Origin of the sequence: Microtetraspora glauca, assembly GCF_040656155.1 — a bacterium.
Taxonomy (GTDB): domain Bacteria; phylum Actinomycetota; class Actinomycetes; order Streptosporangiales; family Streptosporangiaceae; genus Microtetraspora; species Microtetraspora glauca.
The window spans coordinates 1-12,582 of the sequence record NZ_JBFALK010000023.1 but is presented as its reverse complement, the minus strand read 5'-3'; the positions used below and the strand labels follow the sequence as shown (position 1 = coordinate 12,582).

At 71.3% G+C, this 12,582-nt stretch carries 11 protein-coding genes; 10 read left to right on the top strand and 1 reads right to left on the bottom strand.

Going from position 1 to position 12,582, the window contains the following annotated elements; all coding sequences use genetic code 11:
• Positions 1–180 precede the first annotated feature (180 nt).
• The 9 genes from argC to AB0I59_RS33625 all read left to right on the top strand — a co-directional run bounded on the left by argC (position 181) and on the right by AB0I59_RS33625 (position 9,994).
• A complete protein-coding gene (gene argC, locus AB0I59_RS33665) occupies positions 181–1,203 on the top strand; it encodes an N-acetyl-gamma-glutamyl-phosphate reductase (protein ID WP_061257242.1) in 1,023 nt (340 codons plus the stop codon).
• 79 nt (positions 1,204–1,282) lie between these two features.
• Positions 1,283–2,437: a bifunctional glutamate N-acetyltransferase/amino-acid acetyltransferase ArgJ gene (gene argJ / locus AB0I59_RS33660; RefSeq protein ID WP_358139333.1), complete on the top strand. Its 1,155-nt coding sequence runs from the start codon at positions 1,283–1,285 to the stop codon at positions 2,435–2,437.
• Complete coding sequence (gene argB / locus AB0I59_RS33655) at positions 2,434–3,390, top strand: acetylglutamate kinase (RefSeq protein WP_358139330.1); 957 nt, start codon at positions 2,434–2,436, stop codon at positions 3,388–3,390. The genes argJ and argB overlap by 4 nt, the downstream gene beginning before the upstream one ends.
• Before the next feature lie 68 nt (positions 3,391–3,458).
• Positions 3,459–4,604 (top strand): acetylornithine transaminase, encoded by a 1,146-nt coding sequence (locus AB0I59_RS33650; RefSeq protein ID WP_358139531.1) that lies wholly within the window; start codon positions 3,459–3,461, stop codon positions 4,602–4,604.
• Positions 4,597–5,616, top strand: a complete 1,020-nt coding sequence (argF, locus tag AB0I59_RS33645) for an ornithine carbamoyltransferase (RefSeq protein WP_358139328.1) — start codon at positions 4,597–4,599, stop codon at positions 5,614–5,616. Before AB0I59_RS33650 ends, argF begins: the two co-directional genes overlap by 8 nt.
• Positions 5,613–6,119, top strand: coding sequence for an arginine repressor (locus AB0I59_RS33640; protein ID WP_061257245.1), 507 nt, complete (start codon positions 5,613–5,615; stop codon positions 6,117–6,119). Before argF ends, AB0I59_RS33640 begins: the two co-directional genes overlap by 4 nt.
• A 160-nt stretch (positions 6,120–6,279) precedes the next feature.
• Positions 6,280–7,479: an argininosuccinate synthase gene (locus tag AB0I59_RS33635; RefSeq protein ID WP_358139324.1), complete on the top strand. Its 1,200-nt coding sequence runs from the start codon at positions 6,280–6,282 to the stop codon at positions 7,477–7,479.
• A gap of 62 nt (positions 7,480–7,541) precedes the next feature.
• Positions 7,542–8,981, top strand: a complete 1,440-nt coding sequence (argH, locus tag AB0I59_RS33630) for an argininosuccinate lyase (protein ID WP_358139321.1) — start codon at positions 7,542–7,544, stop codon at positions 8,979–8,981.
• Positions 8,963–9,994: a DNA-3-methyladenine glycosylase gene (locus tag AB0I59_RS33625; protein ID WP_358139318.1), complete on the top strand. Its 1,032-nt coding sequence runs from the start codon at positions 8,963–8,965 to the stop codon at positions 9,992–9,994. Before argH ends, AB0I59_RS33625 begins: the two co-directional genes overlap by 19 nt.
• A 31-nt stretch (positions 9,995–10,025) precedes the next feature.
• Here the strand turns inward: AB0I59_RS33625 and AB0I59_RS33620 are convergent, their stop codons facing one another.
• A complete protein-coding gene (locus AB0I59_RS33620) occupies positions 10,026–10,412 on the bottom strand; it encodes an arsenate reductase family protein (RefSeq protein ID WP_061257248.1) in 387 nt (128 codons plus the stop codon).
• A gap of 243 nt (positions 10,413–10,655) precedes the next feature.
• Here AB0I59_RS33620 and tyrS point away from each other — a divergent pair, with 243 nt between their 5' ends.
• Positions 10,656–11,921, top strand: coding sequence for a tyrosine--tRNA ligase (gene tyrS, locus AB0I59_RS33615; RefSeq protein ID WP_061257249.1), 1,266 nt, complete (start codon positions 10,656–10,658; stop codon positions 11,919–11,921).
• Positions 11,922–12,582 lie beyond the last annotated feature (661 nt).

Below are 12,582 nucleotides of genomic sequence, written 5' to 3'. Positions count from 1 at the left end.
GCCGCGTTGGTAACCGGAAAAGTCACGATACCGACCGGTAGGTACGTAGGCCAGGGATGCGAACGCAAAGATCCGCCGCGTGTGTTCGTGCGCGTGTCGATTTGCATGATCATGCTGACGGATGCATACTCTTCTAGAGCAAGAGAATGAGCATATTCGCATGAACATGCAGGGGGGCCGATGAGGGCGGCGATTGCGGGAGCGAGCGGCTACGCGGGAGGCGAGCTGCTCCGGCTGCTGCTCGGTCACCCGTCCTTCGAGATCGGTGCGCTGACCGCCGGATCCAGCGCGGGGACGCGCCTCGGCGAGCACCAGCCCCACCTCCCCGCCCTGGCGGACCGCGTCATCCAGGACACCACCGCCGAGGCGCTGGCCGGTCATGACGTCGTGTTCCTCGCGCTCCCGCACGGCCAGTCCGCCGCCATCGCCGCCCAGCTCGGCGAGGGCACGGTCGTGGTCGACTGCGGCGCCGACTTCCGGCTGGAGAGCGCCGAGGACTGGACCCATTTCTACGGAGGCACGCACGCGGGCACCTGGCCGTACGGCCTGCCCGAGCTGCCCGGCCAGCGCGAGGTGCTGCGCGAGGCCCGCAGGATCGCGGTCCCCGGCTGCTACCCCACCTCGGTGACGCTGGCCCTGTTCCCGGCCTTCGCCGCCGGGCTCGTCGAGCCCGACGTGGTCGTGGTCGCCGCCAGCGGCACCTCGGGCGCGGGCAGGGCGCCCAAGTCCCACCTTCTCGGCAGCGAGGTCATCGGCTCCGTCAGCGCGTACGGCGTGGGCGGCGTCCACCGGCACACCCCCGAGATGGAGCAGAACCTGGCGAAGGTCGCGGGAGGGCCCGTCCGGGTCTCCTTCACCCCGACGCTCGCCCCGATGAGCCGCGGCATCCTGGCCACCTGTACGGCACCGGCCGCCCCCGGCCTCACCGCCGCCGCGCTCCGGGAGGCGTACGAGACGGCGGTGAAGGACGAGCCGTTCCTCCACCTGCTGCCCGAGGGGACCTGGCCGGCGACCGCGATGACGGCCGGAGCCAACACCGCCGTCCTGCAGGTCGCCCTCGACGAGCGCGCCGGGCGGGTCGTCGCCGTCGCCGCCATCGACAACCTCACCAAGGGCACGGCGGGCGGCGCCGTCCAGAGCGTCAACCTGGCCCTCGGCCTTCCCGAGGAGCTCGGCCTCCCCCTGAACGGGCTCGCCCCGTGATCCGGCGACGGCACGACCAGCGAACCGATCCACACATGACATGCGAGTGCGGCCCCGCGCCGCGAGGCGAGGAGGGTGTATGAGCGTCACGGCTCCACTCGGGTTCCGGGCGGCGGGCGTCGTCGCGGGCATCAAGGCGAGCGGCGCGCGCGACCTCGCGCTCGTCGTCAACGACGGGCCGTCGCGCGCGGCCGCGGGTGTCTTCACCGCCAACAGGGTCAAGGCCGCGCCGGTGCTGTGGTCGGCGCAGGTGCTGGCCGGCGGCCGGGTCAAGGCGGTGATCCTCAACTCCGGCGGCGCCAACGCCTGCACCGGACCGCTCGGCTTCCAGGACACGCACGCCACGGCCGAGAAGGTCGCCGGGGCGCTGGAGGACTCGGCGGGTGAGATCGCCGTCTGCTCGACCGGGCTGATCGGCGAGCGGCTCCCGATGGACGCGCTGCTCGGCGGGGTCGACACGGCCGTGTCCCAGCTCTCGCGGGACGGCGGCCTGGCCGCCGCCGACGCGATCAGGACCACCGACTCGGTCAGCAAGATCGCCTTCCGCAGGGGCGAGGGCGGTTACATGGTGGGCGGCATGGCCAAGGGAGCGGGCATGCTCGCGCCGTCGCTGGCCACCATGCTGTGCGTCATCACCACCGACGCCGAGGTCACCTCGGAGGAGCTGGACGCGGTGCTGCGCAAGGCGACCGCCGTCACCTTCGACCGGCTGGACGCCGACGGCTGCATGTCCACCAACGACACCGTGCTGCTGCTGGCCAGCGGCGCGTCCGGGGTGCGGCCCGACCTCGCCGAGTTCGAGAAGGTCGTCACCACGGTCTGCGCCGACCTCACCCGGCAGCTCCTGGTCGACGCCGAGGGCGCGTCCAAGGCGATCGCGATCGAGGTCGTGGGCGCGGTCGGCGTCGAGGACGCCGTGACGGTCGGCCGGGCGGTGGCCAGGAACAACCTGCTCAAGTGCGCGATCCACGGCGAGGACCCCAACTGGGGCCGGGTGCTGTCCGCAGTCGGCACGACCGACGCCGTCTTCGACGCCGACCGGCTCAACGTGGCCATCAACGGCATCTGGATCTGCCGCGGCGGCGCGGTGGGCGACGACAGGTCCAAGGTCGACCTGCGCCCCCGCGACGTGACGATCACGATCGACCTGTCCGCGGGGCCGCATTCGGCGACGATCCACACCACCGACCTCACCGCGGCCTACGTCCACGAGAACTCGGCGTACTCGTCATGACGCCCCGGCTGAACGGCGCGCTCGACAAGGCGCACACGCTCATCGAGGCGCTGCCCTGGATGGCGCGGTTCCACGGCGCGACCGTCGTCATCAAGTACGGCGGCAACGCGATGACCGAGGAGCACCTGCGCGAGAAGTTCGCCGACGACGTGGTCTTCCTCAGGTACGCCGGGCTCAGGCCGGTGATCGTGCACGGCGGAGGCCCGCAGATCCAGCGGCACCTCGACCTGCTGGGGATCGAGAGCCACTTCGTCTCGGGCCTGCGGGTGACCACGCCCGAGGCCATGCAGGTGGTCCGGATGGTCCTGGTCGGCCAGGTCAACCGCGACGTGGTCGGCCTGATCAACCGGCACGGACCGTTCGCGGTCGGCATGTCGGGCGAGGACGCCCACCTGTTCACCGCGGAGCGCAAGCACGCCCTCGTGGACGGGGTCGCCGTCGACATCGGCCAGGTCGGCGAGATCGTCGGGGTCGAGGCGGGAGCCGTACAGGCCCTGCTGGACGACGGGCGGATCCCCGTGGTGTCGTCGATCGCGCGCGGCGAGGACGGCGAGATCTACAACGTCAACGCCGACACCGCCGCCGCCGCGCTCGCGGTCGCGCTGGGCGCGTCCAAGCTGGTCGTGCTCACCGACGTCGAGGGTCTGTACGCCGACTGGCCGAACAGCGGCGAGGTCGTCAGCAGGATCGCCGCGTCCGAGCTGGCCGAGCTGCTGCCGTCGCTGTCGAGCGGCATGGTCCCGAAGATGGAGGCGTGCCTGACGGCGGTGCGGGGCGGCGTCCCGCAGGCGCACGTGCTCGACGGCCGGGTTCCGCACTCCGTGCTGCTGGAGATCTTCACGGACGAGGGCATCGGCACCATGGTCCTGCCCGACTCCACCCCCGCTCAGCCCGTGTCCGCACTGGTGGGGCGGCGCATGCAGGTCACCATTCCGATCAAGGGGGACGCGTGAGCGAGGCGACGAATCCGGACCGGACCCCGGCCGGAGAGGCGCTCAGGAAGCGCTTCGAGGCGGCGTTCATGCCGAACTACGGCGTGCCGCCGGTCGCGCTGGCGCGCGGCGAGGGCAGCGCCGTGTGGGACGTCGACGGCAGGCGCTATCTCGACTTCATCGGCGGCATCGCGGTCAGTTCCCTGGGGCATGCGCACCCGGCGCTGGTGGAGGCGGTGTCCCGGCAGGTGGCGACGCTGGCGCACACCTCGAACCTGTTCCTGCACGAGCCCGAGGTCCTGCTCGCCGAGCGGCTGGGCGGCCTGCTGGGCGCGCCCGCCAGGGTCTTTCTGGCCAATTCGGGCACCGAGGCCAACGAGGCGGCGCTCAAGCTGGCCATCAAGTACGGCAAGGCCAACGGCCGGAGCTACTTCGTCGCGGCGGAGATGGGCTTCCACGGCCGCACGCTCGGCGCCCTGTCGCTGACCGGCAAGCCGTCGATCCGCGACCAGTTCGGCCCGTTCCCGATCGACGTCAGGTTCGTCCCGTACGGCGACGCCGACGCGCTGAAGAACGCGGTGACCGGCGACTGCGCGGCGGTCTTCCTTGAGCCGACCCAGGGCGAGGCCGGCGTCGTGCCGCCGCCCGACGGATACCTCAGAGCCGCCAGGGAGATCTGCTCCGCGACCGGCGCGCTCCTGGTGGCCGACGAGATCCAGTCGGCGATCGGCAGGACCGGTCACTGGTTCGCGCACCAGGCGGACGGCGTGCTCCCCGACCTGCTGACCCTGGCCAAGGGCCTCGGCGGCGGCATGCCGATCGGCGCCTGCGTGGGCATCGGCGCGGCCGGCACGATCTTCGACAAGGGCGACCACGGCTCCACGTTCGGCGGCAACCCCGTCTCGTGCGCCGCGGCCCTCGCCGTACTGGACACCATCGAGCGCGAGGACCTGCTGGCGCACGTCAGGGCCGTCGGACAGGAACTGCGGGACGGGATCGCCGCGATCAGGCACCCGCTGCTCAAGGGCGTGCGCGGCCGCGGCCTGTGGCTGGCCGCCGTGCTCACCGCGGACCGGTCGGCGCGGGTCCAGGCGGCGGCGCAGGAGGCCGGCTTCCTGGTCAACGCGCTGCAGCCCGACGCCGTACGGCTCGCGCCCCCACTCGTCGTCACATCGACCGAGGTGCGGTCCTTCGTGGACGCGCTTCCCGGCATCCTGGAGGCCGCCAATGACTAGTCACGGACCTGCCGAGGACGCGCGGGTGAACCAGGGCGTGGACCCGGCGCGGGTCAGGCACTTCCTGCGGGACGACGACCTGACGCCCGAGGAGCAGGCGCAGGTGCTCGACCTGGCCGACGCGATGAAGAAGGACCGCTACGGCTACCGGCCCTTCGCGGGGCCGCGCACGGTGGCGGTGCTGTTCGACAAGCCGTCCACCCGTACCCGGGTGTCGTTCGCGGTCGGCGTCGGCGAGCTCGGCGGCCTGCCGCTGGTCATCGACGGCGGCTCGTCCCAGATGGGGCGGGGCGAGCCGATCGAGGACACCGCCCGCGTCCTGGAGCGCCAGGTGGGGGCCATCGTGTGGCGGACCTCCGGGCAGGAGCGTGTCGACGCGATGGCGTCGGCGTCGTCCGTTCCCGTGGTCAACGCGCTGACGGACGAGTTCCACCCGTGCCAGATCCTGGCGGACCTGCAGACGATCCGCGAGCACAAGGGCATGCTCAAGGGGCTCACCCTGGCGTACCTGGGCGACGGGGCGAACAACATGGCCCACTCCTACCTCCTGGGTGGCGCGACGGCCGGGATGCACGTACGGATCGGGGCGCCGGCCGGCTACCTGCCGGACGCGGTGATCCTCGACCGGGCGGCCGAGATCGCCGCCACCACGGGCGGATCGGTCGCGGCGATCACCGAGCCGGCGGCGGCGGTCGCCGGGGCGCACGTGCTCGCCACGGACACCTGGGTGTCGATGGGCCAGGAGGGCAAGGACGAACGCGTGGCGGCGTTCACGCCGTACCAGCTCGGGGCGGACCTGCTCGCTCGGGCGGCTCCGGACGCGATCGTGCTGCACTGCCTGCCCGCCTACCGGGGGCTGGAGATCACCGCCGAGGTGCTCGACGGCCCGCAGAGTGTCGTCTGGGACCAGGCCGAGAACCGGTTGCACGCCCAGAAGGCGCTCCTGCACTGGCTGGTGACGCGCAGCGGGCAGGCTGCGGGGGAAGGCTCGTCGGAGCTGGGGGCGTCGTGACCATCCCCCTCACGAAGGCGGCGCGGCACGCCAGGATCGTCGACCTGCTCACCAGGAACAAGATCCGGTCCCAGCCCGAGCTGTCCCGGCTGCTGGCCGAGGGCGGCGTCGAGGTGACCCAGGGGACGCTCTCGCGCGACCTGGACGAGCTGGGCGCGCTGAAGCTCCGGGCCGACGATGGGACACTGGTATACGCGGTGCCCGGTGAGGGAGGCGGCCGGATCCCGCTTTACCGGACGGGCATGGGGGAGAACCCCTACGCCAGGCTTCGCGGGATCGCCGAGGAGCTCCTGGTGTCGGCGGAGGCGTCGGCCAACCTGGTCATCCTGCGCACTCCGCCGGGGGCGGCGCAGTTCCTGGCCTCGGCCATCGACCACGCCGACTGGGAGTCGATCCTCGGCACGGTCGCGGGCGACGACACGATCTTGGTGATCAGCCGCGACCCTCTGGGGGGAGACGCTCTGGCGGCCGCCCTGCTGAAACTGGCCGACCGCCGCGGGTGACGCCGCCGCGACCGCGCACGGCCCGCACAGCGGTCCGTAGAGCGGCCCGTACGGCGCGGCAGGGTCGGGCGACGCTCCGCCCGCGATCATGAAGAGAAGCGCCGGTAGGCGTTGTGACCTGTGAAAACATTAATCGTGACCACGCAATTGGAGAAAGATCATGAGTGACAGGGTCGTACTCGCCTTCTCGGGCGGCCTCGACACCTCCGTGGCCATCCCGTTCCTCGCCGACAAGACCGGCGCCGAGGTCATCGCCGTCGCGGTCGACGTCGGCCAGGGCGGCGAGGACATGGAGGTCATCCGGAAGCGCGCGCTCGACTGCGGCGCGGTCGAGGCCGTCGTCGTCGACGCCCGCGAGGAGTTCGCGCGGGACTTCTGCGTCCCCGCGCTCCAGGCGAACGCGCTCTACATGGACCGCTACCCGCTGGTCAGCGCCCTCTCCCGGCCGCTGATCGTCAAGCACCTGGCCGCTGCGGCCAAGGAGTTCGGCGGCACCCACGTCTCGCACGGCTGCACGGGCAAGGGCAACGACCAGGTGCGGTTCGAGGCCGGCCTCGCCGCGCTGAACCCGGAGCTCAAGGTCATCGCCCCGGCGCGTGACTACGCCTGGACCCGCGACAAGGCCATCGCCTTCGCCGAGGAGAAGGGCCTGCCGATCGACGTCACCAAGAAGTCGCCCTACTCCATCGACCAGAACCTCTGGGGCCGCGCCGTCGAGACCGGCTTCCTCGAGGACATCTGGAACGCGCCCATCGAGGATGTGTACGACTACACCGCCGACCCGACCGTGCCGCGTGAGGCCGACGAGGTCGTCGTCACCTTCGTCAAGGGTGTTCCCGTGGCCCTCGACGGCCGGGCGCTGTCGCCGTTCGAGATCATCGCCGAGCTGAACCGGCGTGCGGGCGCGCAGGGCGTCGGCCGGCTGGACATGGTGGAGGACCGGCTCGTCGGCATCAAGTCCCGCGAGGTCTACGAGGCCCCCGGCGCCGTCGCGCTGATCACCGCGCACATGGAACTGGAGAACGTCACCGTCGAGCGCGACCTCGCCCGGTTCAAGCGCTCGGTCGACCAGCGGTGGGGCGAGCTCGTCTACGACGGCCTGTGGTTCTCGCCGCTCAAGAACGCCCTCGACGCGTTCATCGCCGACGCCCAGCAGCACGTGTCCGGTGACATCCGGCTCGTCCTGCACGGCGGCCGCGCCGTCGTCACCGGCCGGCGCTCCGACGCCTCGCTGTACGACTTCTCGCTGGCCACCTACGACACCGGCGACGCCTTCGACCAGTCGCTGGCCAAGGGCTTCGTCCAGCTCTGGTCGCTGCCCAGCAAGATCGCGGCTGCCCGCGACGCCCGCCAGGGCTAGAGGGTTCGCCGTGCGCCCCGGCTCTGGTGCGGAGCCGGGGCGCACGTCGGTTAAGGTCGCGGATGAAACTCGGAGGGAGAACGACGGTGGCGGACAACAAGCCGATGCGGCTGTGGGGCGGCAGGTTCGAGGGAGGGCCGGCGGACGCGCTCACCCGCCTGTCGGTGAGCGTGCAGTTCGACTGGCGGCTTGCGCCGTACGACCTGCTGGCCTCGCGCGCGCACGCCCGGGTGCTGCACCGTGCCGGCTTGCTGACTGAGGAGGAGCTCGAGCGCATGCTCGGCGCCCTCGACGACCTGGAGCGGGCCTGCAAGGCGGGCGAGTTCCGGCCGACGGTCGCCGACGAGGACGTGCACACCGCCCTTGAGCGCGGGCTGCTCGAACGGCTCGGCACGCTCGGAGGGAAGCTGCGGGCCGGCCGCAGCCGCAACGACCAGGTGGCCACCGACCTGCGGCTCTATCTGCGCGACCACGTCCGCACGATCGTCTCGCGCCTGGTCGAGCTGGAGACCGCGCTGATGAGCCAGGCCGAGGAGCACGCCTCGACCGCCGCTCCCGGCATGACCCACCTGCAGCACGCCCAGCCGGTGTCGTTCGGCCACCAGTTGCTCGCCCACGTGCACCCGCTGACGCGGGACATCGACCGGCTGCGCGACTGGGATCGGCGCGCCGCGATCTCCCCGCTCGGCTCCGGCGCCCTCGCCGGGTCCTCCCTGCCGCTCGACCCGACGGCGGTCGCGGCCGAACTGGGCTTCGACGCCGCCGCGCCCAACTCGATGGACGCGGTGGCCGACCGCGACTTCGCCGCCGAGTTCCTGTTCTGCGCGGCGATGATCGGCGTGCACCTGTCCCGCCTGGGCGAGGAGATCGTCCTGTGGGCCTCGCAGGAGTTCCGCTGGATCGAGATGGACGACGCCTACTCCACCGGCTCGTCGATCATGCCGCAGAAGAAGAACCCCGACGTCGCCGAGCTGGCCAGGGGCAAGAGCGGGCGGCTGATCGGCGCTCTCATGACCATGCTGACGACGCTCAAGGGCCTGCCGCTCACCTACAACCGTGACCTGCAGGAGGACAAGGAGCCGGTGTTCGACGCGGTCGACACGCTGCTCCTGGTCCTGCCCGCGGTGTCGGGTCTGGTGTCCACCATGCGGGTCAACACGGCCAAGCTCGAGTCGAGCGCCCCCGACGGGTTCGCGCTGGCGACGGACCTGGCGGAGCTGCTGGTCCGCAAGGGTGTGGCCTTCCGTGACGCGCACGAGGCCGTCGGCCACCTGGTCGTCTGGTGCCAGGTCAACGACAAGGACCTCGGCGAGCTCACCGACGACGAGCTGGCCAAGGTCTCGCCGCACTTCACGCCGGATGTCAGGGACGTGCTGAACGTGGCCGGCGCCCTCGCGGCCCGCAAGGCCTACGGCGGCACCGCTCCCGACCGGGTCATGGACCAGCTCGTCGCCCTGCGCGAGGCCGTCGACGTCCAGGCGGCGTGGGCGAGCGGAAGCTGACCATGCCCTCCGGCCCGGTTCCGCGGGAGACCGGCTCCCGTCCGCCGGCTTCCGGGCTCTCCATGCCCGGGGGTGCCACGCGTGACGGCGTGGCACCCGACGGCGCCGTGCCGCCGAGCCCGGTCCTCCACGGGCGGCACTCCGCGCCGGGCGACGCCCGCGAGATCGTCCTGCCCGGCGATCTCGCACCGGGCGCGGGGACGGCGCTGCCCCGTGAGTTCTTCGACCGGCCGTCCCACCTGGTCGCACCGGACCTGCTCGGCCGGGTGATCGTGCACGGCCCCGTGGCCGTACGGCTCACCGAGGTCGAGGCGTACGGCGGGCCGGGCAGGGACCCGGCCTCGCACACCTATCGCGGGCGGACGCCCCGCAATGCCGTGATGTTCGGCCATCCCGGCCACCTATACGTCTATTTCACGTACGGCATGCACTTCTGCGCCAATCTCGTCTGCCTGCCGGAGGGCAGCGGTTCGGCCGTGCTCCTGCGGGCCGGCGAGGTGATCGCGGGGGCCGACTCCGCCCGCTGCCGCCGCCTCTCGATCGGCGCGTCCCGCTCTCGTTCGTCTGCTTCCGAGACTTCGGCCGCTTCCGCTGTCTCCGATTCCTCCGGCGCGGACAGCGCCGATGTGGACAGCGCCGATGCGGGCGGGGCCGATGTGGACAGGGCCGATGTGGACAGGGCTGAGGCGGGCGAGAGCCGTACCCGGTCCGGCGGACGCCGGAGCATCCCCGACCGGGACCTGGCCAGGGGTCCGGCCCGACTGGCCGTCGCCCTCGATCTGGAACGGCGGCACAACGGACTCGACTGCTGCGCCGACGGGCCGATCCGGGTCCTCTCCGGCGTCGCCGTCGATCCGGCGCTCATCAGGACGGGGCCCCGCACGGGTGTCTCCGCCGGAGCGGAGACACCCTGGCGATTCTGGATCGACGGCGATCCCACGGTCTCGCCCTACCGTCCCCACGTACCGCGCCGGCGTGGCCGGACCGGGGGACCCCAGCCCGACGTGCGCTGATCGGGCGGCGACGTTCAGGAGGGCTCGACGTTCAGGAGGGCTCGCCGGCCGGGTGCTCGGCCCGGGGCAGGACCGATCGGACCGATTCGGGGGATCGGCCGACGACCGCCGTCCCGTCGTCCGCGGTGATGATCGGCCGCTGGATCAGCACCGGATGGGCGGCCATCGCCTCGACCCACCGGCCGCGGTTCCGCTCGTCGCACGGCCACGAGGCCATGCCGAGTTCCGCCGCAACGGGCTCACCGACGCGGGCGATGTCCCAGGGCTCCAGGCCGAGGCGCCGGAGCATCTCCTCGAGTTCCCGTACGGTCGGCGGCTCCTCCAGATAGTGGCGGATCGTGTACTGAGCGCCCTCTTCGTCCAGAAGGGACAACGCGGAGCGGCACTTGGAGCAGGCCGGGTTGATCCAGATTTCCATGACGCCATTCTTCCGGCGACGCCCCGCCGTGGTCGCGGAACCCGGCGATGGTTCGCCACCTCCGGGCGGCCGGGACACCCCGGGCAGGAAGCCGGTCGGCGCCCCGTCCCCGTGAGGCTCAGGAGCACGTGACCTCCTGGCTCGCCAGGACCGGCCACGTATCGAGTGGCGATAGGGTTTTGTGATCAGGCAGGCTTGTACGGGGGCGAAAGCCGTACATCCATCGAACCGAAAGCCAGGATCGTGACCGACATCCTCGATGAGCTCGAATGGCGCGATGTCATCGCGCAGACCACCGATGCCGACGCGCTGCGCAAGGCACTGGCCGAGGGTCCGATCACGGTCTATGCGGGCTTCGACCCGACCGCGCCGTCCATCCATGTCGGAAACCTCGCCACCCTGCTGATCCTCACCCGGTTCCAGCGGGCGGGGCACCGGCCGATCGCGCTGGTCGGCGGCGCCACAGGGCTCATCGGCGACCCCAGCGGCCGCAGCACCGAGCGCTCACTGAACTCCTCGGAGATCGTCGCCGACTGGGTGAGCCGCATCCGCGGCCAGGTGGAGAACTTCCTCTCCTTCGACGAGGGGCCGACGTCCGCGACGATGGTCAGCAACCTCGACTGGACCGCGAAGCTGTCCGCGATCGACTTCCTGCGCGACGTCGGAAAGCACTTCCCGGTGAACCGCATGCTGGCCCGCGAGTCCGTGTCCGCGCGGCTCGGCGGTGAGGGGCTCAGCTACACCGAGTTCAGTTACCAAATCCTCCAGGCCAACGACTACCTGGAGCTCTACCGCCGGCACGGGTGCACGCTCCAGCTCGGCGGCAGCGACCAGTGGGGCAACATCACGGCGGGGGTGGACCTGATCCGCCGCGTCGAGAGCGCCCACGTCCACGCGCTCACCGGCAAGCTGATCACCAAGGCCGACGGCACGAAGTTCGGCAAGACCGCCGGAGGCGCCGTCTGGCTCGATCCGGCGCTCACCTCGCCGTACGCGTTCTACCAGTACTGGCTGAACGCCGACGACCGGGACATCGTGCGGTTCCTGAAGGTCTTCACCTTCCGGACCCGCGAGGAGATCGCCGAGCTGGAGAAGGACGTCGCCGAGCGTCCGGCCGCGCGTGCCGGGCAACGAGCGCTCGCAGAGGACCTGACGACCATGGTCCACGGCGAGGCCGAGCTCGCGAGGGTGATCGCCGCGTCGCGCGCCCTGTTCGGTCAAGGATCGCTGGAGGAGCTCGACGCCAGGACCCTCGACTCCGCGCTGGCCGAGGTGCCCAAGGCGACGGTTCCCGCGCTCGGGATGACGTACGTCGACCTGCTCGCCGAGAGCGGCCTGGTCGAGTCGAAGTCGGCCGCCCGGCGTGCCGTCAAGGAGGGCGGGGCGTACCTCAACAACGTGAAGATCACGGATGAGGAGTACACGCCGGCCCAGGAGGACCTGCTGCACGGCCGGTTCCTCGTGCTCCGCCGCGGCAAGCGCACCGTCGGCGGCGTCGAGGTCGCCTGACCTCGTCTCGGTTCCATCTCATTTCGTACGGCACGGCTTCACGGGTCCCGGCCCGAGGCCGTGCCGTACGGCGTTTGCGGGCCGGGCGCGACCGGCAAGACGCGAGCCGCACGCGGGCGGTGACGGCCGTCTGACGGGTCAAAAGTGGCTGTGACGGTGGTAACAGTCTGGTGGCGGAGCCGCCGCGCAACGTCCGATCAAGCCTCTGACCTGCGGTTTAGCCGAAATCGGACGGATTTGACGATAGGCCGGGTGTTGCCTAATGTTCTCATCGCCCCGAGAGACCGGGACGCCGCGAGGCGGACGGGTCTTCACGGGCCAGCCACTTCCGACACGCCACAGGGGTCCGGCTCTCGAGCCGCATCCGGCCGGTTCGTAACGTGTCCAGATCTCAGCCCGCCAGGCTGGTTGGACAAGGAGCGGACGGTGAGGTAGTCTGGAACGGTTGCCCCGGAGAACGGGGATCGGATCCCATGGTGGGTTCCAGCCGGTGATCGGCAGGAGCTCTCGGGATGAGAACAAAGCGAGATCGATGCCCCTGAGGGATCGGCCGTCATGGCTGGCCTTGATGGTGGTCGCGTCCGTTTCTTGAGAACTCAACAGTGTGCTAAAAGCCAGTGCATGATGCACAACCCCGTCCTATCCTGCGCTTTCGGGTGTG